Annotated in this window: 20 protein-coding genes and 1 riboswitch; of the genes, 10 read left to right on the top strand and 10 right to left on the bottom strand. The window is 34.7% G+C overall.

Annotated elements, in window-relative coordinates; all coding sequences use genetic code 11:
* Positions 1-30 precede the first annotated feature (30 nt).
* Positions 31-948 carry a 1,4-dihydroxy-2-naphthoate polyprenyltransferase gene (locus HMPREF2767_RS05315; RefSeq protein WP_070622862.1) on the bottom strand — a complete coding sequence of 306 codons (918 nt, stop codon included), beginning with the start codon at positions 946-948 and terminating at the stop codon, positions 31-33.
* A gap of 122 nt (positions 949-1,070) precedes the next feature.
* On the opposite strand from HMPREF2767_RS05315, the gene HMPREF2767_RS05310 reads away from it, so the two are divergent.
* Genes HMPREF2767_RS05310 through menB form a run of 4 tightly spaced genes read left to right on the top strand, consistent with a single transcriptional unit; the run spans position 1,071 to position 5,665 of the window.
* Positions 1,071-2,423 carry an isochorismate synthase gene (locus tag HMPREF2767_RS05310; protein ID WP_070622860.1) on the top strand — a complete coding sequence of 451 codons (1,353 nt, stop codon included), beginning with the start codon at positions 1,071-1,073 and terminating at the stop codon, positions 2,421-2,423.
* On the top strand, positions 2,420-4,075 hold the full coding sequence (menD, locus tag HMPREF2767_RS05305; protein WP_070622858.1) for a 2-succinyl-5-enolpyruvyl-6-hydroxy-3-cyclohexene-1-carboxylic-acid synthase: 1,656 nt from the start codon (positions 2,420-2,422) through the stop codon (positions 4,073-4,075). The genes HMPREF2767_RS05310 and menD overlap by 4 nt, the downstream gene beginning before the upstream one ends.
* Positions 4,062-4,850: a 2-succinyl-6-hydroxy-2,4-cyclohexadiene-1-carboxylate synthase gene (gene menH, locus HMPREF2767_RS05300; protein ID WP_068130696.1), complete on the top strand. Its 789-nt coding sequence runs from the start codon at positions 4,062-4,064 to the stop codon at positions 4,848-4,850. Before menD ends, menH begins: the two co-directional genes overlap by 14 nt.
* Positions 4,847-5,665, top strand: a complete 819-nt coding sequence (gene menB / locus HMPREF2767_RS05295) for a 1,4-dihydroxy-2-naphthoyl-CoA synthase (protein WP_040928528.1) — start codon at positions 4,847-4,849, stop codon at positions 5,663-5,665. Before menH ends, menB begins: the two co-directional genes overlap by 4 nt.
* Before the next feature lie 40 nt (positions 5,666-5,705).
* Here menB and mprF read toward each other — a convergent pair whose 3' ends face one another.
* Positions 5,706-8,180, bottom strand: a complete 2,475-nt coding sequence (mprF, locus tag HMPREF2767_RS05290; protein ID WP_070622856.1) for a bifunctional lysylphosphatidylglycerol flippase/synthetase MprF — start codon at positions 8,178-8,180, stop codon at positions 5,706-5,708.
* A complete protein-coding gene (locus HMPREF2767_RS05285) occupies positions 8,173-8,784 on the bottom strand; it encodes a C39 family peptidase (protein ID WP_083302062.1) in 612 nt (203 codons plus the stop codon). The genes mprF and HMPREF2767_RS05285 overlap by 8 nt, the downstream gene beginning before the upstream one ends.
* 121 nt (positions 8,785-8,905) lie before the next feature.
* Between HMPREF2767_RS05285 and HMPREF2767_RS05280 the strand changes: the two genes are divergently transcribed.
* The 4 genes from HMPREF2767_RS05280 (at position 8,906) to HMPREF2767_RS05270 (ending at position 12,131) form a co-directional block, all read left to right on the top strand.
* The gene (locus tag HMPREF2767_RS05280) at positions 8,906-9,793 is read left to right on the top strand and encodes an SDR family oxidoreductase (RefSeq protein ID WP_070456934.1); all 888 of its coding nucleotides are present in this window, start codon (positions 8,906-8,908) and stop codon (positions 9,791-9,793) included.
* A gap of 42 nt (positions 9,794-9,835) precedes the next feature.
* Positions 9,836-10,798, top strand: coding sequence for a tRNA dihydrouridine synthase (locus HMPREF2767_RS05275; RefSeq protein ID WP_070622852.1), 963 nt, complete (start codon positions 9,836-9,838; stop codon positions 10,796-10,798).
* Positions 10,799-10,965: 167 nt separating this feature from the next.
* Positions 10,966-11,139 (top strand): hypothetical protein, encoded by a 174-nt coding sequence (locus HMPREF2767_RS08755; protein ID WP_168162124.1) that lies wholly within the window; start codon positions 10,966-10,968, stop codon positions 11,137-11,139.
* A 251-nt stretch (positions 11,140-11,390) separates the two neighbouring features.
* The gene (locus HMPREF2767_RS05270; protein ID WP_070622850.1) at positions 11,391-12,131 is read left to right on the top strand and encodes a hypothetical protein; all 741 of its coding nucleotides are present in this window, start codon (positions 11,391-11,393) and stop codon (positions 12,129-12,131) included.
* A 77-nt stretch (positions 12,132-12,208) separates the two neighbouring features.
* Here HMPREF2767_RS05270 and HMPREF2767_RS05265 read toward each other — a convergent pair whose 3' ends face one another.
* The 5 genes from HMPREF2767_RS05265 to HMPREF2767_RS05245 all read right to left on the bottom strand — a co-directional run bounded on the left by HMPREF2767_RS05265 (position 12,209) and on the right by HMPREF2767_RS05245 (position 16,614).
* Complete coding sequence (locus HMPREF2767_RS05265) at positions 12,209-13,276, bottom strand: acyltransferase family protein (RefSeq protein ID WP_070622848.1); 1,068 nt, start codon at positions 13,274-13,276, stop codon at positions 12,209-12,211.
* Complete coding sequence (icaB, locus tag HMPREF2767_RS05260; RefSeq protein WP_070622847.1) at positions 13,273-14,082, bottom strand: intercellular adhesin biosynthesis polysaccharide N-deacetylase; 810 nt, start codon at positions 14,080-14,082, stop codon at positions 13,273-13,275. Before icaB ends, HMPREF2767_RS05265 begins: the two co-directional genes overlap by 4 nt.
* Entirely contained in the window at positions 14,079-14,303 is a 225-nt protein-coding gene (locus HMPREF2767_RS05255; protein ID WP_070622845.1) for a hypothetical protein, read from the bottom strand. The genes icaB and HMPREF2767_RS05255 overlap by 4 nt, the downstream gene beginning before the upstream one ends.
* Positions 14,304-14,344: 41 nt before the next feature.
* On the bottom strand, positions 14,345-15,568 hold the full coding sequence (gene pgaC / locus HMPREF2767_RS05250) for a poly-beta-1,6-N-acetyl-D-glucosamine synthase (RefSeq protein WP_070622843.1): 1,224 nt from the start codon (positions 15,566-15,568) through the stop codon (positions 14,345-14,347).
* 308 nt (positions 15,569-15,876) lie between these two features.
* Positions 15,877-16,614, bottom strand: a complete 738-nt coding sequence (locus HMPREF2767_RS05245; protein WP_070622842.1) for a YebC/PmpR family DNA-binding transcriptional regulator — start codon at positions 16,612-16,614, stop codon at positions 15,877-15,879.
* A 119-nt stretch (positions 16,615-16,733) separates the two neighbouring features.
* Here HMPREF2767_RS05245 and menE point away from each other — a divergent pair, with 119 nt between their 5' ends.
* Positions 16,734-18,125, top strand: a complete 1,392-nt coding sequence (gene menE, locus HMPREF2767_RS05240; protein ID WP_070622841.1) for an o-succinylbenzoate--CoA ligase — start codon at positions 16,734-16,736, stop codon at positions 18,123-18,125.
* Here menE and yidD read toward each other — a convergent pair.
* A complete protein-coding gene (gene yidD, locus HMPREF2767_RS05235) occupies positions 18,109-18,333 on the bottom strand; it encodes a membrane protein insertion efficiency factor YidD (protein WP_070622840.1) in 225 nt (74 codons plus the stop codon). The genes menE and yidD overlap by 17 nt on opposite strands.
* Positions 18,334-18,402: 69 nt before the next feature.
* Between yidD and HMPREF2767_RS05230 the strand changes: the two genes are divergently transcribed.
* On the top strand, positions 18,403-18,849 hold the full coding sequence (locus HMPREF2767_RS05230) for an NUDIX domain-containing protein (RefSeq protein WP_070622839.1): 447 nt from the start codon (positions 18,403-18,405) through the stop codon (positions 18,847-18,849).
* A gap of 35 nt (positions 18,850-18,884) precedes the next feature.
* Here HMPREF2767_RS05230 and pckA read toward each other — a convergent pair whose 3' ends face one another.
* Complete coding sequence (gene pckA, locus HMPREF2767_RS05225) at positions 18,885-20,459, bottom strand: phosphoenolpyruvate carboxykinase (ATP) (RefSeq protein ID WP_070622838.1); 1,575 nt, start codon at positions 20,457-20,459, stop codon at positions 18,885-18,887.
* Positions 20,460-20,595: 136 nt separating this feature from the next.
* Positions 20,596-20,707, top strand: a riboswitch (SAM riboswitch).
* Positions 20,708-20,767: the final 60 nt, after the last annotated feature.

Raw genomic sequence — 20,767 nt, 5'->3', positions numbered from 1 at the left:
ATTAAATTTATAGCTATTTTCAGTAAATGGTTAATGTATAAATAAACCGTATAATAATACGCCTATTGACAGTAATAAACCGTAAATCGTGTTGAATTTGCCCATCGCAGCCATCGCTGGAATGAGCTCTACTGGTGAATCTCCGTCTCTTAAAAGCTGCATTGTTTTTTTATACAATTTAAATGAAAGTAACGGTAAAAGTAAAAATAATGATGGCCATAAATTTGTAAAAGCCATAATAATTGCGAATGCAAAACATAGTATTAGTAAAAAGTTAACGACTTGAGTAGCCGTATCTTTACCTACGAGAATGACGAATGTACGTCGTCCACTTTGTGCATCTTTTACGCGATCACGAATGTTGTTAAACATATTTAACAAGCCGATTGTAATCATAATTGGTAAAGATAATACGAATGGAAACATATGTAATTCTTGTAAATGGATGTAAAACGTAATAAGAATAATAACAGGTCCCATAAATACTCCTGAAAATACTTCACCAAAAGGTGTCCAAGAAATAGGGATTGGCCCGCCTGTATATAAGTATCCTACAGCCATCGATATACCACCAATGACGAGTAACCACCAAGAAGTTTCGTATGCAATGTATAATCCAATAATCGCTGCAATAAAGTAAAATGTAAGTGCGAAAGTTAACACACGTCTCGGTGTAATACCATTTCGTACGATGGCACCGGCGATTCCAACAGAATCTGCACTATCGAGTCCACGTTTAAAATCGTAGTACTCGTTAAACATATTTGTTGCGGATTGAATTAAAATTGTCGCAGTTAACATTAAGAAAAACATTAAAAAGTTTACATTTCCAAATGGAAGTACTGCCGCTGTCCCAACAAACACAGGGACAAATCCCGCGGTCAATGTATGAGGACGTGTTAAACTAATATATTTTTTGTATCCGGTAAGAACATCTGCATGTTGCATTTTAAATCTCCTTTTAAAGATAACTGTACAACATTCTATCATACTTTATGGCGAACTATGTACACAGTTTTTTGGAAAGATGATAAAATATAAAGTAATTATATTAAAGGAATGTGAGTATAATGCATATTGAGTCCTCGCAATCACTTATTGATGAGATTGGTATAGATTCAAACACATCATATTTGGCATTACATTTTAGTACGAAAGATTTCGATATAACGCCGTCCAAAATCTTTATGCACTTTAATCATAAAAAAGGCGAAAGATACTGGTTTAAATCACGTGAAGCGGATATTAACGTAATAGGTGTTGACTATATCGATTCAATTAATCGTAAACAATTTAATGCGGACATTTTAAACACTCAAAAAAATGGCCTATTTAATAATATTCAACATGTTAAATTAAATGATGGATTAGTCGGGGATATCCACTTATTTGGTGGCACACGTTTTGACGATAAAAAAACGACTGATGAATGGATCGATTTTAAAATGGTCGAGTTTATCCTTGCATCATGGCAATTTGATTTACTCAATCAGGAAGCGTTTCTTATTTTAAAGAAAGAAGACCTTCAAACAGAAAATTTAGCTGAATTAATCGTGAATACGTTGCGTGGAATCGAAGTGGCAGAGCCTCGCTTCAGATTTCCAGAAATATCGAGCCATCATGAAATTTATCCAAAAGCTTGGAAAGCACTTGTTGACAATACAGTGGACATTTTAGATGATGACTTTGAAAAAGTCGTTTTATCAAGAGAATTACTTATTCGATTTGAAAATGAAATTGATTCAAATTTTTTAATTAACCGTTTAAAAGTAGAGTCAGATACTTTCAAGATATTTTATGAACGTGGGACGTCGACGTTCGTTTCTAAAACACCAGAGAAGCTATTTTACTTAAAAGATGAAAAACTCTCGACGCACGCAATCGCTGGATCGATTCGTAGAGAAGATGACGACACGGTAAACGAACAAAATAAAAAAGATTTCTTAAACGATGAAAAAAACCACTTTGAACATATCGTCGTCAGGGATTCAATCGTCGAAGATTTAAAAACTTATACAAGTTCAGTTTATTATGACGATACGCGTATATTAGAAAATAAATTTATTTATCATTTATATACACCAATCGAAGCGACACTTAATAAGGAAAGCAACTTGTTCGACGTCTTACACGCCTTGCATCCAACGCCTGCTGTCGGAGGGTTACCAAAGGATCGTGCGTTAGAATATATAAAGGAAAAAGAATACTTTACGCGTGGATTATACGCAGCACCTATTGGCGTCATTTCAAAGTCTAACGAAGCTGAGTTTGCAGTAGCACTGCGCTCGATGCGCATTACAGGTAAAAGTGCGACGCTTTATGCTGGAGCTGGAATTGTGAAAGGATCTATAGGAGAATCTGAATACGAAGAGACTAGAACGAAATTTAGACCGATGTTAGATGTATTGGAGGCGCTAGAATGAATCATCAAGAAGCCTTAACTGAACAAATTTTTACGTTAGTCGACGCGTTATACAGTAAAGGGATGACAGAAATCGTCATTAGTCCAGGATCTCGTTCGACACCAATTGCGATCGCATGTGAATGTCATCCACATATTAAAACATATATTCACCCAGACGAACGTGGTGCAGGTTTTTTTGCGCTCGGGTTAAGTAAAGCATCAAAACAACCAGTCGGCATACTATGTACTTCTGGAACAGCAGCAGCAAACTACGTACCGAGTGTGTCTGAAGCGGGGTTAATGCACATTCCGTTAGTCGTTTTAACGTCAGACCGCCCACATGAATTAAGAGATGTCGGCGCACCACAAGCGATTAAACAAACGAATATGTTTTCGAACTATGTAAAATTTGAAACAGAACTTCCGATTGCTGACGAAAGTGAATATAATATGTCTCACGTTGAAGATCGTGTACTTCAAGCGAGTCAGTATTTTGACGGGATTTTAAAAGGTCCTGTACACATTAATATTCCGGTTCGTGAACCGTTAATGCCAAATATAAATCGAACAGATTTCTTTTTTAGAGAACAACTCATTCAAGAATCTATTACTGTAGAATCGAATATAGAGCCGTTACTAGGAAATGGATTAGTCATTATTGGTGAAACGGACTGTAGTTTAGAAAAGATTGACTTTGAAAAGTATAAGCAACTCACGTTTATAATGGACCCAAGAGTCAGTGAGCGCACGAAGTTATCACGTGTTGTTACAACACATGACTTAATATTTATGAATTTAACAGATGAACAACGTAATGAATTAGAATCACAGTTTGATTTTATATTACGTATCGGTGAAGCGGTGACGTCCAAATCGACAAATCAATTTTTAAAACAGACGTCTTTAAAACAAATATTAATAAGTGAGTTTATCGATGTTAAAACATTTCCGAAAACTCCAGACGTCACTTATGTTGGTGACGTTAAACAAGCGTTAGATGCGTTACTCATTGAATCGGATCATTCAGTGGATGTACTATACGAAGTCGATAGAGATATTAAGCAGTTGATCAATGATGAAATTGAAAACTATGACGACGAAGGACGCTATATGTATGAAATTATTAAAAGAACTAATAATGATCGTACGTTATTCGTCTCAAGTAGTATGCCGATTCGTGACTTTGAACGGTATGATGTATTTAATCGATTAAATATATTAGCAAATCGCGGAGCAAACGGTATAGATGGTGTTGTCTCAACGGCATTTGGTGTTGGAACGAAGATGCCGATGACGTTAATTATCGGAGACGTGTCATTAAACCACGATATTAATGGTCTTGTCATGTCGAAGCTTGAAGAGATAGACGGCACAGTCATTTGTTTTAATAATAATGGCGGTAATATTTTTAGTTATTTACCTCAAAAAGAGCACGACATACACTTCGAGAGATTGTTTGGAACACCGCTTGATTTAGACTTTTCACATGCAGCGAAATTATATGGATTTAATTATCATTTAATTAAATCCGTAGATGATTTAACAGAGGAAATTTTAAATCAAAAAGGTCGTAACTTCATTGAAATTAAAACAGACCGTGAAGATAACGTAAAGCAGCATAATGATTTAAAACAAAAGGTAAAGGCACTCGTTCAACATGTTAAATTTTAATTATGAATTTAATGATCATGGTCACGACGAAACGCTAATCATTTTACACGGTTTTTTATCAGATTTACGTTCTATGAGAAAACTTGCTAAAGCATTTACTGATGTGAACACTTTACTTATAGACTTACCTGGCTTTGGGAAAACGAAAAGTGTCGGTATTGATTATGATATGAATCATATTGCTAAAAGTATTGTTCAGCTTATCGATACATTACATTTAAAACATGTTCATGTGTACGGATACTCGATGGGCGGGCGTGTTGCAGTGTCACTACTTGCAAATTATAGTGAACGATTTTCTAAATTTATATTAGAATCCACGTCGCCAGGAATGAGTAAAGTAGACCGACGACATGCGCGTATTAAAATCGACGAATCACGTAGAGAGCGACTTGAAACAGATTTTAAAGCGTTTATAGATGAATGGGAAGAGTTACCGTTATTTCAAAGTCAAAAACTGTTAGATGAAAAATCTTTTTTATTGCAACGAGAAGAAAGACTGAGTCAAAATAATATTGAAGCGGCAGATAGTCTACGTAAATACGGAACAGGTATTCAGCCACATTATTGGGACGATTTAAATAAAGATAACGACGTTTTAATTATCGCCGGTGAAAAAGATGAAAAGTTTGTTAAAATTGGAGATAATATGAATAAGCAACTTAAAAATAGTCGCTTACATATATTTAAAGGGTGTGGCCATAACGTCCACCTTGAAAATAAAGAGACATTCGTAAAACTATGCCACGAATTTTTATCGGAGGGAAAACAATGACACGTGAGTGGAAAACATTAAAGGAATATAAAGAAATTAAGTACGAATTTTATAACGGTATCGCTAAAATTACGATCAACCGACCGGAAGTGCGTAACGCATTCACACCGTTAACTGTTTCAGAAATGATCGACGCGATGAGTCGCGCGCGAGATGACGAGAACGTTTCTGTGATTGTTTTAACTGGTGAAGGTGACTTAGCGTTTTGTTCAGGTGGAGACCAAAAAGTACGCGGGCACGGTGGATACGTTGGAGACGACCAAATCCCACGCCTAAACGTATTAGACTTACAACGTTTAATTCGTGTAACGCCTAAACCAGTTGTCGCAATGGTTGCTGGATATGCAATTGGTGGTGGACACGTACTTCACGTTGTGTGTGATTTAACAATTGCTGCGGATAACGCAAGATTTGGACAAACAGGACCAAAAGTAGGTTCATTTGATGCTGGTTACGGTTCAGGTTATTTAGCACGTATTGTAGGACATAAAAAAGCACGTGAAATTTGGTTCTTATGCCGTCAATATGACGCACAAGAAGCGTTAGACATGGGCTTAGTAAACACAGTTGTACCACTAGAAGATTTAGAAGACGAAACAGTGAAATGGTGTGAAGAGATGATGCAACATTCACCAACAGCACTTCGTTTCTTAAAAGCAGCGATGAACGCTGATACTGATGGACTCGCTGGGCTTCAACAATTCGCTGGTGACGCAACGCTTCTTTACTACACGACAGATGAAGCAAAAGAAGGTCGCGATGCGTTTAAAGAAAAACGTTCACCAGACTTTGATCAATTCCCTAAATTCCCATAAATTTATGAATAAAAAATCTCAAGTTCAATTGAACTTGAGATTATTTTTTATGGATTGTTTGAAGAACTCGAATAATATTTAATAATATCGAGTCATATTTTTTATACACTAAATATCGTGTCTCCCAATGTGGTTTAAATTTAGATTTATAATGACGTAACCCACTGAAACTATAGTAGTCTCCGAGTTTTTCATAAGCGATTGCTGCAAATTTTTCTCGTAAGTAACCGTATTTATTTAATCCGACGTTAGATAATGTCGCCATCCCCATATTAAAGTATTTATAGCCATGATTTTGTGCGTAAAGTAGCATGTTAATGTATAAAACGTCCATCATTGGTAAGTCGACATTTGGGCTCCAACGAATTAAATCGACGGATAGTCGTTCGTCATCGACAGGCATGAAAGTGCAAAATCCGACGACGTTATAGATTTCGTCACGCACTAAACCGACTGGTGCAGCCATTACATAGTCTTTTTCAAATTGACCGACAGAAAATGACAACTCATTTTTTACACCGAGCCAATGATTACTCACACGTAAACATGCGTTGTAATCTTTTTCAGATAACGTGTCTACGACTTCAAAAGAGTATCCCTCTTTTTCAAATTTATTCATCGTCGCACGGAATGCGCGCTGCTTTTTACCACTTAAAGTAAAATTATCTAACGGGATTACAGCTTCCTCACCAAGCTTAAAGAACACATTACCGAAATTATGATAGAGCGGCAAATATTTTTCCTGTGCCTGATAAAATACGATGCGCAATCCGAGTGGTTGATACGTGTCGTAAAACTCCATTAATAAGTCTTCAAAAGAATCCTCGTTTCCAACAGGATCTCCGAGAACAACTGCACGGTCTTTCGTGATACTAAACATAATAAAGGCGTTCTTAGTTTCATTACTAAATATATATTTATCATCGCTAAATGCGAGGTGGCTTAAATAGTTTCCACCATATGTGTTTAAAATCTCACGAACATCATTTTTATCAATACATTGACCGAGTAATTGACCGAGTTCACGTTTAATACGAGACTTTAAAATTGCGGATAAAAGAATCGCTAATCCAACGAGCACAACGGTCATTAAAGTTATAGATTCAACGAGTGTTATACTTTTAAATGATTCTTTAAGAGATATGCGTGAAATAAAATACGTATATACTGAACCTGACACGAACATCATAAATAATAATCCATATCGCTTTGGTTCTAGTGGATATATAATGTAACGGCAGTTTTTCATCTGGTTAAATAGCATGACGATAATTGTGACAAGCCATATAACACTGACGACAGTTCCGTAAGTAAACAACACACCGACACATAGCATTACTGCACCGATTAGGGCCATCAACATACCACGTAACGACTGTTTAAACACTCCGTATGAAAATATAACAAGCAACATTGCACCGGTGATTACTACTGTATATATGATGAATGACACTGACGAATGGTCAAATGATATGTTGTATAAGATAATGACACTACCTGTTAAATGTACGAACGCTGTGATGAGTAAAATAATCGCTGTCACTGCGCTTGGTATATGTTTAACGTATGACTGTATTAAATGTGTCGTATAAGAATCGTTGTCTTTAATATATGTACTCATAATCGTCGGTAAATTACTCATAATGAGTGTTAACGCGATCATAAACGGTACGATGTAATAGACAAATCGATAGATTAATAATGCAAGTAATATTTTTTCGCTCGGAATACCGTGTGAACTTAAAAGTGAAATAAATGCTAAATCAAATGCACCTAATCCACCCGGAATCATACTGAGTAATCCGATAATCGATGAAATCGTAAATACCGCAAAGAATAAACTAAATGACATATCAGCATCCAGTAATTTAAAGATAATCAGTAAAATTCCACTTGCTAAAATCCAATCAATTGTAGAGATAGAAACGACTTTAATACCAAATAGTCGATCTGTTCCGATCGGTTTCAATATCGTGAATAAAATAAAAACAATAACAAAAAGAGCCATCGCATACATTAATAGTTGAGCACCTTTGTACTCTAAACTATAGTGAGAAATATCAATCATTTTTGTAATGACACAAATACTAAAAATACCGAGCCCACTCACAAATGATAATAAAACGAGTGATATATATTTAATTAGATTTTTATTTTCAGTTTTCGGTTGATACATCATAATACGAATACCGTTGCCGATTAACGATCCAAATCCGATTAAGTTATTGAGCGCATTAACGATAAAGCTAATAATAATAACAGTGCGAACGGGTAAATCTATGTGTGCTGCACGTCGTAATAGTAAATCATATAGAGATAAAGAAAAAATTGCTAAAATCCCAATGAGTGCAATACCCGTAAAGCTTAACGTATCTAGATTTTGAAATTCTTTAATCGTTTCTTTAAAGTTAATTGTTCGAATTTCTTTAAATAGTAAATTCGTAACGATTAAAATGATCGCAAATATTAACACGTACTTAAATTTTGGCCAGACGTGTTTTAATGTTTTATTCATGTAGACTGACCTCCCTGTATACAACGTCGTTTTCACCGTTTACATATCCTTTATAAAATTTCGATTTACGTATTTTAAAAATCTGACGTTTACTTGGCCATAATGCTGGTAAATGTAAAAATTTAAACTGAAATAATATAGGATCGATATAGAAATAGTGTTGTTCATCGTATCCGATTAAAAGGATCGCATGTATATTTGATACCGTTCTAAAAGATCCTGTTGATAACTGAAACGTCTTATACTTTGGACGTTTAAAATTATTCGTTGGAAGCATAATAATCGGTTGCTTCGTATCGAGTACGTCTTCAATCTCTTTCATCGTCATTTTAGAATGTACAACAATTTTGTCATCAAAAGATTTTAAAAATTGACCGAGCGGTCTTGGGAAAATCGTTTGATGTACGTTAAAATATAAAAAGCTCGGATGCCCCACATATCCAATTCTTGGATCATCCGCATGTTTTGGCATTAGCTCAGCAAGTTTTTTTGGTGAATAGTTGATGCCGTTATATTCTAAAAGCATCGATGCAACTGTTGACTCACACCCCATAATCATTGGGAAAGGGAGAAGTTGCGTTTTCGGTTGAACATTTAATATCATAGGCTTCACTCTTTAGTTTTTATTAATTATATATTACATGATATGAAAGACTACGAGAAACATTTTTAAAATTAAAAAAATAGGGTATAGAATAAGTAAATTTTAAAAGAGGAGTTTTTTCATGACACATTTACAAAACCCAAGAACAAAATTTGAATATAATGATTTTCCAGATCAAAATCAAAAAGGACCTGCGTTACAAACTGAAATGACACCAGTTCCTGATACTGGTGAAGAAACGTATACAGGACACGGTCGTATGAAAGGGTTAAAAACACTCATTACTGGAGGAGATTCAGGTATTGGACGTGCGGCAGCAATCGCATATGCTAAAGAAGGTGCAGACGTTGCCATTCAATATCTTCCAGGTGAAGAAAAAGATGCTAAAGAAGTTGAGGATTTCATTAACAATTTAGGTCAAAAAGCTGTGACTTTAAAAGCAGATTTTCGTAATGACGGAGAAGCGGCAAAAGTAGTAGAAGATGCTGTAGAAGCCCTTGGTGGATTAGACGTTTTAGTTTTAAACTCAGCAGAGCAATTCGCTCAAGAGAAATTAGAAGATTTATCAATAGAACAAGTAAAAAACACATTTCAAGTGAACGTTATTAGTATGTTTGAAGCAATTAAACAAGCTGAAAAACATCTAAAACCTGGTGCATCTATTATTTTAACGACGTCTGTTGAGTCATTTAATCCATCTAAACAATTACTGGATTATGCAGCGACAAAAGGTGCCATTTCAAACTTAGTCGTAAACTTCGCTCAGTACTTTAGTGAAAAAGGAATTCGCGTAAATGGAGTCGCTCCAGGTCCAATCTGGACACCACTTCAATTAGACGGTGGGCAACTTGAAGGTAAAATACCAACATTTGGACAAGGGTCACAACTTGGTAGAGCAGGTCAACCAGTAGAACTGTCATCAGTATATGTATTATTAGGCAGTGAAGAAAGTAGCTACACGACAGGACAAATTTATGGTATAACTGGTGGGTACAATATTACGTTATAATAATTAGTATTTTAACTGTGTTTGAGAGGAATTGAACGATAGATGAAAGAGAATTTTTGGAACGATCTTCCGAAACCATTTTTTGTGCTTGCACCGATGGAGGATGTGACGGACGTCATCTTTAGACATGTCGTTGGAGAAGCGGCTCGTCCAGACGTTTATTTTACAGAGTTTACGAACTCTGAAAGTTACTGTCACCCTGAAGGTAATAAAAGTGTGCGTGGTCGTTTAACATTTACTGAAGATGAACAACCAATGGTTGCACACATTTGGGGTGATAAACCGGAGTTCTTCCGTGAGATGAGTATCGGTATGGCTAAAGCAGGATTTAAAGGAATCGATTTAAATATGGGATGTCCAGCCCCGAATGTCGCTGGTGACGGCAAGGGAAGTGGTCTAATCTTACGACCAGACGTTGCAGCTGATTTAATAGAAGCAGCAAAAGCTGGGGGACTTCCAGTAAGTGTAAAAACGAGACTTGGGTACACGTCAATAGACGAATGGAAGCCGTGGCTAACGCATATTTTAAAACAAGATATTGCGAACTTATCTATCCATTTACGTACACGTAAAGAGATGAGTAAAGTTGACGCACATTGGGAGCTAATTCCAGAAATTAAACAATTACGAGACGAAATCGCACCGAATACGTTACTCACAATAAACGGAGATATCCCTGACCGTAAAACAGGTTTAGAACTCGTTGAAAAATATGGAGTAGATGGTGTGATGATTGGTCGCGGAATTTTCCATAATCCATTTGCTTTTGAAAAAGAACCGAAAGAACATTCAAGCGACGAATTACTCGAACTACTCTATTTGCACTTAAATCTACATGACAAATACTCAAAAGAACTCGAAGAACGTCCGTTTCAAGCGTTACACAGATTCTTTAAAATATATGTCAAAGGCTTTAGAGGAGCGAGTCAGTTAAGACACGCATTAATAAGCACTAAAAATACAGATGAAGTACGAGAAATGCTTAAACAATTTAAAGCACAATAAGTGAATGAATAATATAAATACCGTCCTAGTATAAGGACGGTATTTTTTATGGAAATCACAATATACTACCCCAAAGTTTGTAAATTCTATATAATAGATTTAAGAGGGTAAAATATCAATATTGATTAATGTTTACTTATTAAATATACATAAAGAGAAGGTGATTTATGAAATCCCTAGATGTAGTCGTACTGTTTTTAATCATCATATATGTATTTCTCAATAGTTTTACTTCTATTATGCCAAATGATCCAGTATTTCAAAAAATAATGGCAGGACTAGTCATTCTCGGTGCGTTGTTAATCATTTTTAAAACCTTAAAAAGAGAAATAAAGCATTAAGTTTACGCAAATGAGTTATGCGTAAAATCGTTTTTATTAATTTTACATAAAAACGATTTGTATAAAGAAGGTGTCTGTTTCGTTTACGCAAAAGGCTTAATTGTCAACGAAATGAATGGGGCTTTAATACAAAAGTGATTTGTATAAAATTAAATTATTTAATTTGATGCAAAATATAATAACGACATTATTTTGATAAGAAAATCAACTTTATTATAAAGAGAGGATTAATTATTTAAAGGAGTGTTTTCATGAATGCAGGAGTACAAGCTTCAGAAGCTTTAGTAAGTAGCAATTCTTCACACTGGTTACTATATATTTTAGTTGGTATAAATCTTTTCCTTAGTGTTTATCAATTTTTGAAAATGGCGAAATTTAGAGAACGTGAAATCGAAGATACCAATATACGACATAAAGAGATAATAGAACAACAAAGACAACAATTCGCTGAGCAATTGAAGCAATTGAATGAACAACATACAAGAGAGTTAGAAGTGAAGGTTATTGTTGAGTCTCAAAAAGAGAGAATTGAGGATATCAGACAGTTAACTAGTGACTACTTATTAAAAGTCAGTGAACTAAAGAAGGTTGTATACAATAATTTACTTCATCGAATTCGAGATGAGGAGGGTTATAAAAACAACTTACAATCAATAAGTGAAAATTATTTTGAGTTGACTTATCCAGCACTGGAAGCGAAAAATTTACTTGAATTCAGACTGTCAGAAATTGAAAATACAGATCATCTTATAAAATATACAAATGATTTGTATCATAAAACCAAAATGACACCGATTAAAATATATGAATGCGACACTTTTAGTCCACCTAATGGTCAGTTTCCTTTGGAGTACACGGGTGAATTTACACGTAAAAAATATGATGATGAACAAAATGATGCGAGGCAAAAGTTATTTGATGAATCAGCTAAATATCTTAAAAATCAGTGGACTAGTCTATACAACAAAATTGATAAAGTAAGTGATTTTTAATTTTTTAGATTATAGGATTATGAGAGTTTTAAAATGAAAAGAGCTACTTCCTATATTTTTATGGGAAGTAGCTCTTTTTATGATAGATATTTTGCGTCTATTTCTTTAAATATATATTTAAAATCTCTTGTACCAAATAAAATTCGTGTTACTGAGAATGTATGGACGAATATTGAAAATCCGATGATGCTCGTTTGAACAACGAAGAGTGTGATTAATATAAATGCAAGTGTTGAATCTAAAAATGGTCGAGTGACATCATACACGCTATTTAAATATAACGGATGAAGTAAATAAATTTGGTATGAGAAATGCGACACAAATACAACGTAAGAATAAGCGATTGTTTTACAATGAATCGCTATTCCGAGTACTAAGAAAAACATCATTGTATTATACGGTATGAGTTTTCCTGCAAAACTTTGAACTGTATAGTAATCGTGGTTAAAGTACATGACGAAAATGACAAACGCTAATATTGAAGCTGCGATGACGATCACTAGATAATCCTCTAAGAACTTGATTACATTATCATAATGATAGCCAATAAAGCCACCTAAAAAGTAGTAGAATATCCAGCCTAGAAAGAACGTGTGCTCATTTAATGGATAGTCATGTATTAAAAACTCTTGGAACCAGTCATAGTGATTTCTTACATAGAAGAACACGACTTGGACTATGAGTGCACTAAACAAGACCCAAATATTTCCGAATATTTTTAGAGGTATCCTTTTAAAAAGTAAATTGAGTAAAATCGTAAATAAAAATATGATAATAAAATACCCGTACCAGTTTCCGATGATTACAGCATCTTTATAGATCTCGATGAAACTTTCATCACTGCCATATTTCATAGTATAAGCGTATAAAATACCGACAAAAAAGTACGGTATAAACACATAAATAATTCTTTTTCTTATAAAGTTATAAGGTATATAATCATACCTTGCAGTCACCAGTAGTTGACTTAAAATTAAAAAACATGGCACTCCAAAAATAAATATATTTCGTATGATATATAAGTATTCATACTCAACTGTCTCCGTCGCTTCTTGTATTGTGTAAGACGTTAAAATATGAGTTAATACGATCGAAGTACATATTATTGCACGTACGTAAACGAGCTCTAGTTTCTTATTTTTCATTTAAATTCATCCCATTCTTCCACAAATTTTTTAAACGAAGATTCTGTAATTAAAATGCGTGGCAAATAATAAGGATGACTGTCTGTTCGAATAGGTGCTTCCTGAAGTGAATATCCGTATACAATTTCTGCACTTTTAATCGCACTTAATTTGGAATCATCGACATAGCCATATGGATAGGCGAGTCGATGATTGGTTTCGTTAAAATGTTTTTTAAGGTAATCGTTACTCGTTTTAATATCTTTTGTTAACGCTTGATCTTCTGTTCTATTTAAAATGGTTTTATGATGTTTATCCATGAAATGTAAGTTATTTGTATGAGAGCTAAATTCCCATCGATTTGTTTTATAGAGTTTTTTTAAACCGTCGAGATCTAATAAAGTTAGATTTAAATAGTTATCGTTACCGACTTGTCCTGTGATGACAAAGCCTGTAGCTTTTATATTATATTTTTTCAATATTTTTTCAGCATTTAAAACCGTATCATCCAGATCATCGAAATTCACCCAAACACATCGCTTAGGGAATTCTCCTTTTTCGTAGTAAAATTCTAACTCTTCTGCATTAACAAACGTTGCATCGTGATCTACGAGCCATTTCATCTGCCGCTCAAACTCATCAGTTGTGACACTATAGATATCTTGCTCTTTGTTTGGTGCAATGACTTTGAGCAATTTATATAGAAGTGTTTCTTCACGGACGCGATGATAATTTAACGCGAGACACTCCTCAGATGCTTTGACATCGTTTGGTATATTCATAAATATCATGAATGTAAGTAGTAGAGCTATACACAATTTCTTCATAATTTTTCCTCTTTAAACGATTGAATAAATCTCATAACGAAGAAAATTGCGATAACGATTATGAAGTAAAATACGGGTTTAAATATATCGATATAATCTGTACGACTGATAGACATTGAGATTCTAGCGAGTTGTACGAACTCTGTATTAATATTTAAAAGTGTCATAGATGTAATGTAAATAACGAATAAACAATATAGCCATAATGGAATAGAACTCACATAAAGAATTGTTTCTCTTAAAAGGTTTAGATTGGAGTGTACTACTGGATATCTCCTCTGTCTGGGCTTGTCCATGTCGCAAACTCTCCTTTCTTACGCTTTAATGCTTTCGGTAATGCAAATAATACGACGAGCCCATTAATTAGCCAGTAAACCGTTGGATACCAACTTAAAAAGAGAAGGCCAATAATATTTCTACGTTCGTACTTTACGTCGATAAATAAAGCGACTAAAAACTGAATAATATTAAAGAACGTTAATATTAAAGCACTGATGACGAGTAAACTTAATTGTTCTCTAACACTAAAAATATTTAGTAAATCTAACCTCATTACTGTAAAGAACAATGTTAGCAATATGATATAAATCCATAAAATTGAAAGTAGAGATTCTAACAGTAATAGATAAAGCGGGAATTGCCCCTTTTTGATAATATTTTTAAAATCACGAATAATGACTTCATGACCACCTTGAGACCAACGCACTCTTTGCTTCCATAAACCACCAAGCGTTTCAGGAACGAGCATAAAACACATCGCGCGTGGCTCGTAAAGGATTTTCCAATCATTTAAATGCAGATTCCAAGACATAGCGATATCTTCAGTGATCATATCCGTATCAAACAGACCGACGTCTTCTAGTGCTTCTTTTCTAAACAATGTAAATACACCTGAAACAGTGTTGATTGCACCTGCTAAACTTTGTGCACGTTTAATACCACCAATAATACTCGCGTATTCAACGACTTGTATTTTTCCAAGCATAGAGTCCTTATTACGAATTCTTGGGTTACCTGTAACTGCACCGATCGAATTGTCGTTTAACATATGTGTCATCATATACTGGGGTGCGCCGTCAAAAATTACAGTATCCGCATCTATACATAGAACGTAATCATACGATGCTTCTTTAACCGCTTCATTTAATGCATTTGCTTTACCTTTGTTTTCTTTTAAATTAATAAATTTAAAATCATAGCGACTTTTTAAGTCAGTTAATTTTGCAGCTGTATAGTCAGTGCTCCCATCATTGACCATAATAATTTCTTTTAAAGGATAATCGAGATGTACTAGGGATGTAAGTGTTTCTTCTAACGTATCTTGTTCATTAAAACAAGCGACGACAAATGTGATTCCTTTTAAATCTGATGGAACCTTGTGACTTTTTGAAAATAACTCATACCTAATAAAGTAAAGGGAAGATCCGATTGTCCAGTACATAGACATAATTGCTGGATACAAAATCAGTATCAATAAAAATTTCAATAAAATCATTCGCTTTCAAGTGTTATCACTTTTAGATATAATGTGCTCTATATCAATACGAGAGCACATTTAATATAGAGAAAAGAAAATTAACACTCAATACTTTTCATTGAATTCTCATTGAGTTGTTAGCGCTTAGTAATAAAAAAGGGGTATTATTTCTTTTTTATTTCAAAATAGGGAGTATGTTTTAACAGAATTCACATTAAATTTTAATGATGATATTTTGAATTTATTATGTATAAAAAGAGAGTTTATAATATAAAAAAATTCCACTTAAGCTACTAAACTTAAGTGGAATTTCTATTTTATTCTTCACTTGCACGCACTGCGTTATGATGGACGTCAGTGACGTCGTCATCATCATCGAGCGCGTCGAGTATGTTTTCTAAAATTTCATAGTCTTCATCGCTTAATGCGACTGTATTCATCGGAATCATCGTTAATTCACTTTGTGCTAATGTGTATCCTTTTTCTTCTAAATGGTCTCTCACTTGTGCGAAGTCTGCTTGTTCAGTGAAGATTTCAAATACTTCATCGCTCGTTTCTAACTCTTCAGCACCTGCTTCAAGCACTTCTAATAACATTGTTTCTTCATCGTCTTCTGTCGTACTACGTTCGATTACAATATATCCTTTACGTTCAAACATATAACTTACAGAACCCGCTTCACCGATGTTTCCACCGTTTTTATTGTATGCGATACGTACGTTTGTGTTTGTTCGGTTACGGTTATCTGTTAATGCTTCTGCTAAAATACCGACACCACTTGGGCCGTATCCTTCATACATTACTGGATCGTAGTTTTCACCAGAGCCAGATGATGTTGCTTTGTCGATTGCACGTGTAATGTTGTCTTTAGGCATATTTTCTGAACGTGCACGGTCCATCGCTAAACGTAGTGCTGGATTCGTATCTGGATCTCCGCCACCTTGTTTTGCTGCCATATAAATTTCACGCGATAACTTTTGGAAGATTTTACCGCGTTTTTTATCTTGGGCACCTTTACGTTGTTTAATGTTATTCCATTTTGAATGGCCTGCCATAATTTCGTCTCCCTCGTTGTTTTCTTAATTATAATTTATCATTTTTTCTAATGATTGTCTAAATGATACGAGTCACTTTAAAGATTTGATATAATAGGATAGTTAAAGGAGTGTTTACATTGAATCACTGGCTTCACCGTAATTCAAAAAATTATCCGGAAAAGATCGCGGTCATTTACGAAGACTTACACTTAACTTATAAACAATTACAAGATAAAGTACACGATCTCTCTCAAAGAATTCCTAACATTAAAAGAGTTGGGTTATTTATAGATAACAGTGTAGATAGTGCGATTTTAATACATAGTTTAATTGAGCGTCATATCGAAATCGTCATGGTGAACACACGTCTTTCATCTGAAGAAATTAACAATCAACTAATGGACGTTAATGTCGATACAATTTTTTCAACGATTGACTCAGACGTTTTAAATAAAGTGAACGTAAACGTCATCTACTATAGAGAAATCATACAGCACGATAAAGCATCATATGAAGAGGTTGAAGCAAATGATGATGATATATTATCAATCATGTTTACGAGTGGGACGACAGGACGACCGAAAGCCGTGACTCAAACGTATTTAAACCATTATGCGTCTCATATAAATGCGATGAATGGGTTAAATTATGATGAGAATAGTACATGGCTCATGGTCAATCCGATATTTCACATCTCGGGCTTTTCGATATTAATGCGTGCAGTAATTTCAGGGTGTACGTTAATTATCCATAATAGATTCGATTCTAAACACGTTTTAAATGATATTGAACGCTATAAAGTGACACATACGTCATTTGTACCGGTCATGCTCAGTAGGATAATGAGTGACGAAAATATAGACAAAAAAGATTTAAGTAGTTTAAAAGCGATTTTAATGGGTGGAGCAAATACGACACCTAAATTACTAAACGAGGCACTTCAATTTAAATTACCGGTATTTAATAGTTTTGGTATGACAGAAACGTGTTCTCAAATTGTTATTGTATCTTATGATGATGACAATATATTAACGGGTACGGTAGGTAAAACCAATGAAAATATCCGTGTCAATGAGAATAATGAGTTGCTCGTTAAAGGTGAAAATGTCACGAGTGGATATTTAAATGCTGAAATGATTACAGAAGATGGCTTTTTTAATACTGGAGATATCGCCGAAGTTAAAGGTGGATATTTATATATATTAGATCGTAGAGATGATTTAATTATTAGTGGTGGAGAAAATATTTATCCAAAAGAAATCGAGGATATCGTCTTACAATATACGGACTTAAAAACGTGTGTCGTTGTTAAAAAAGAAGATGAAGAGTGGGGACAAGTTCCTGTTTTACTCATTGAGGAAAATATTGATGAAATGACACTCATCAATATTTTTAACACACATTTAGCACGTTATAAGCACCCAAAAGAAATTATTGTCGTTAAAGAAATAAAATATACGCCATCTGGTAAAATTTCTAGAAAATTAAACCGAGAGGCGTATATCAATACATCTACTTCTTCTTTTTAGGAGGGACAGGATCAAATCCACCTTTATGAAGCGGATGACATTTTAAAATACGACGAACAGCTAAATAACTCCCTTTAATTGCACCATGTTCTTCGACTGCTTCAATCGCATATTGAGAACACGTCGGGTAAAATCGACATGACGGGGGAGACATCGGTGAAATATATCGCTGATAAAATCGAATCATTTGTAAAATTATTTTTTTCATGTGCACCATCTTTTCTTATTAAATATAATATAACAGAATAGAAACTTTAATTTCAATTGAGGTGAGCAGATGAAGCAGTTTATAGATGACAATGATAATGTAGTAGAGTTGTTTTTTGATGAATCAATTGAAGCGACACATTGTCTTGCGATTCCAATTTATAATAATAAATATGTCTTTACTCGACATAAAACACGTGGTATTGAATTCCCAGGAGGAAAAGTAGAAGCGGGTGAAACGATTATAGAAGCGTTAAAACGTGAAGTATTTGAAGAGACTGGGGGAGTCGTTAAAACTGTCGAGTATCTCGGGACGTATAAAGTTCACGAAACAACACCGTTTTATAAAGCGGTCTATCGCGTAGAGTTATCTGATATAGAAGAAAAAAGTGACTATTTAGAAACGAAAGGTCCGATATTGTTTCACTCCGTTGAAGAAATAAAAGAAACCGATAAAAGTCGATTACTTAAAGATGATTGTATAATGTATCTATATAGAAAAACGCACATTGATTAAATAATCAATGTGCGTTTTATATTATGATGCGGAGTTTAGAATCCGCCTTTTTCAGCGATTTCTTTTACATCATCACCGAATTTTTTGAAGTTTTCTTTAAATGAGTCAATCAGTTGACCAGCTACTTTGTCGTAAGCATCTTTATCTGCCCATGTTTTTCTAGGGTTTAATACGTCGCTAGGAACGCCTTCGATTTCAGTTGGAATTTGTAAACCGAACGTTTCATCAGTAACAAACTCATGGTTTTTAAGTTCACCTTCAACAGCGTCTGAAACCATTTTACGAGTGTATTTTAAGTTCATACGTTCACCAACACCGTATTCTCCACCAGTCCAACCAGTGTTTACAAGATAAACTGAAACGTCGTGTTCATCGATTAATTCACCGAGTCTATCTGCATATACTGATGCATGTAATGGTAAGAATGGTGCACCGAAGCACGTTGAGAATACTGGTTCAGGAGATGTTACTCCGCGTTCAGTTCCTGCAAGTTTTGATGTAAATCCACTTAAGAAGTGGTACATTGCTTGTTCTTTTGTTAATTTCGCAATTGGAGGGAGTACTCCGAAAGCGTCGGCTGTTAAGAATACGATTGTCTTCGCGTGACCAGCTTTTGATGGTAATACCGCATTGTCGATGTGTTTAATTGGATACGCTGCACGTGTATTTTCAGTTAGAGAATTATCATCGTAGTCTGGATCTCTTTCATCATCTAAAATAACGTTCTCTAATACACTTCCGAATTTAATTGCACGGTAAATTTCAGGTTCTTTCTCTTCAGATAAGTTGATTGCTTTTGCGTAGCATCCACCTTCGATGTTAAATACACCGTGTTCGTTCCAACCGTGCTCATCGTCACCGATTAGACCACGATTTGGATCTGCAGAAAGTGTCGTTTTACCTGTACCAGATAATCCGAAGAATAACGCTACGTCATCATTTTCTCCGACGTTTGCTGAACAGTGCATACTTAAAATACCTTTTTGAGGAAGTAGGTAGTTCATTACAGAGAAGATAGATTTTTTCATCTCTCCAGCGTATTCAGTTCCACCGATTAAAACGATTTGCTTTTCAAAGTTCACTAAAATAAATGTTTCAGAGTTCGTACCATCTACAGATGGGTCTGCTTTAAATGATGGTGCAGAAACAATTGTAAAGTCAGGTGAAATGTTTAAACCTTCTTCTTTTGTTTCAGGATCGATAAATAAAGCTTTTACGAATAAGTTATGCCATGCGAATTCGTTTACGACACGAATGTTTAAACGTGAATCCTTATCTGCACCTGCATATCCGTTAAATACGAATAATTCATCTTTACTATCTAAGTGTTCTAACACTTTGTCGAGTAGTGCATCAAACACTTCACCACTAATTGGTTGGTTTACTTCTCCCCAATCTACAGTGTCTCTTGTCACATCGTCTTCAACGATGAAGCGGTCTTTAGGGCTACGACCTGTATATTTACCAGTTGTTGCAGTGAATGCACCGCTCGATGCAATTTTACCTTCTTTTCTTCTAGATGCGGCTTCTACAAGCTCTGCACGTGATAATTGATTGTTTGTTGAATCTTTTTGTACAAGTGCTTCGATTCTTTTCACAGAGTTTGACATTATATAAATTTCCTCCAAATTTTGTTTATCATCTAATATTTTAATACAAGATACTAAAAGATTCCACCGAATCGAGATATGTTTTAAAAGTACTTGATAATTTCATTGATGTTGTGTATTCTAGTAAACAAGTTATCTCTTATCAAGAGTCGGTGGAGGGAATACCCCCTGTGAAGCCCAGCAACCCCTTCTAACGTAGAAGAATGGTGCTAAAGGTTGCAGAAATAATGATTTCTGAACGATAAGAGAAAAGGGTGGCCTTTTCTCTATGTGTGAGAAAAGGCTTTTTTTATCGAAAGAGATAGCTA

It is taken from the genome of Nosocomiicoccus sp. HMSC067E10, from assembly GCF_001810835.1.
Lineage (GTDB): Bacteria > Bacillota > Bacilli > Staphylococcales > Salinicoccaceae > Nosocomiicoccus > Nosocomiicoccus ampullae_A.
This window is presented reverse-complemented; position numbering and strand designations above follow the sequence as displayed.

What these genes read in the sequence shown, in the direction of transcription:
- HMPREF2767_RS05315 (WP_070622862.1), bottom strand. Translation starts at nt 948, where the DNA reads ATGCAACATGCAGATGTTCTTACCGGATACAAAAAATATATTAGTTTA.
- HMPREF2767_RS05310 (WP_070622860.1), top strand. Translation starts at nt 1,071, where the DNA reads ATGCATATTGAGTCCTCGCAATCACTTATTGATGAGATTGGTATAGAT.
- menD (WP_070622858.1), top strand. Translation starts at nt 2,420, where the DNA reads ATGAATCATCAAGAAGCCTTAACTGAACAAATTTTTACGTTAGTCGAC.
- menH (WP_068130696.1), top strand. Translation starts at nt 4,062, where the DNA reads ATGTTAAATTTTAATTATGAATTTAATGATCATGGTCACGACGAAACG.
- menB (WP_040928528.1), top strand. Translation starts at nt 4,847, where the DNA reads ATGACACGTGAGTGGAAAACATTAAAGGAATATAAAGAAATTAAGTAC.
- mprF (WP_070622856.1), bottom strand. Translation starts at nt 8,180, where the DNA reads ATGAATAAAACATTAAAACACGTCTGGCCAAAATTTAAGTACGTGTTA.
- HMPREF2767_RS05285 (WP_083302062.1), bottom strand. Translation starts at nt 8,784, where the DNA reads ATGATATTAAATGTTCAACCGAAAACGCAACTTCTCCCTTTCCCAATG.
- HMPREF2767_RS05280 (WP_070456934.1), top strand. Translation starts at nt 8,906, where the DNA reads ATGACACATTTACAAAACCCAAGAACAAAATTTGAATATAATGATTTT.
- HMPREF2767_RS05275 (WP_070622852.1), top strand. Translation starts at nt 9,836, where the DNA reads ATGAAAGAGAATTTTTGGAACGATCTTCCGAAACCATTTTTTGTGCTT.
- HMPREF2767_RS08755 (WP_168162124.1), top strand. Translation starts at nt 10,966, where the DNA reads ATGAAATCCCTAGATGTAGTCGTACTGTTTTTAATCATCATATATGTA.
- HMPREF2767_RS05270 (WP_070622850.1), top strand. Translation starts at nt 11,391, where the DNA reads ATGAATGCAGGAGTACAAGCTTCAGAAGCTTTAGTAAGTAGCAATTCT.
- HMPREF2767_RS05265 (WP_070622848.1), bottom strand. Translation starts at nt 13,276, where the DNA reads ATGAAAAATAAGAAACTAGAGCTCGTTTACGTACGTGCAATAATATGT.
- icaB (WP_070622847.1), bottom strand. Translation starts at nt 14,082, where the DNA reads ATGAAGAAATTGTGTATAGCTCTACTACTTACATTCATGATATTTATG.
- HMPREF2767_RS05245 (WP_070622842.1), bottom strand. Translation starts at nt 16,614, where the DNA reads ATGGCAGGCCATTCAAAATGGAATAACATTAAACAACGTAAAGGTGCC.
- yidD (WP_070622840.1), bottom strand. Translation starts at nt 18,333, where the DNA reads ATGAAAAAAATAATTTTACAAATGATTCGATTTTATCAGCGATATATT.
- HMPREF2767_RS05230 (WP_070622839.1), top strand. Translation starts at nt 18,403, where the DNA reads ATGAAGCAGTTTATAGATGACAATGATAATGTAGTAGAGTTGTTTTTT.
- pckA (WP_070622838.1), bottom strand. Translation starts at nt 20,459, where the DNA reads ATGTCAAACTCTGTGAAAAGAATCGAAGCACTTGTACAAAAAGATTCA.